The sequence below is a fragment of the Mycobacterium simiae genome (genome assembly GCF_008370645.1).
In the GTDB taxonomy this organism is placed as follows: Bacteria; Actinomycetota; Actinomycetes; order Mycobacteriales; family Mycobacteriaceae; genus Mycobacterium; species Mycobacterium simiae_A.
Genome location: NZ_VTZN01000469.1, coordinates 1 through 662, shown reverse-complemented (window position 1 = coordinate 662; position 662 = coordinate 1). Strand labels below are relative to the sequence as shown.

Here is a 662-nt window from a genome sequence, read left to right as displayed (position 1 = left end):
AGGAAATCGCGAACTCCGGCAGTGAGCGGATCAATCAGATCCTGTCCAGCAAAGGGCCTCCGGACGTGAAAGTTGCCGCGGTCAACGAAGTTATTGTTGAGTCGAACTCGAGCGCCTCCAACGCTGCCGGAATGGCGATGTCGAACATCATCGACGCGACGCAGCGGGTACTCGACGAGACCATCGGCGGCCGCGAAGCCCGGACGTGGCTGCGCGAGCACGGCGTCAACATCGACGGCCCCCGACCATCACGCCCGATTACCGCGGAGGACTTGGATTCCCCGCCTAACACGACAGAAGCGACAGCGTACGGCGAACCCCGAGGGTCAGCGAGCACACCGTCACCGGATTACAGCGGGCCAGCGGACGCCCCACCAACGTCCGCGTACAGCGGCCCTAAAGGCCTGACCGGCGCGCCGCAATCAGTTAACGTCGCGCCAACGGCCTCACCGCCGGGTTCAGCTTACGGCGGTCCTCTGGGGATGCCCGGACCACCGGCGCTGCCGAGCACCGTTGGTCCGACGTCGTTACCCCCAAGTGCTTCGGCGGTTGGCGTTGGTAGCCCGTCGTTGCCAGGTGTTTCGCCACCAGCTGCGGCTGGAGCACCGCTCTCACCACAGTCGTTGAGCCAGTCGTTTACCACCGGAATGATGACGGGCGCG

The 662-nt window shown here is 65.0% G+C and carries 1 pseudogene; it reads left to right on the top strand.

Annotation, left to right across the window (positions count from 1 at the left end):
• A pseudogene (locus F0Q45_RS28360) lies at positions 1-662 on the top strand (hypothetical protein); the annotation flags it as partial.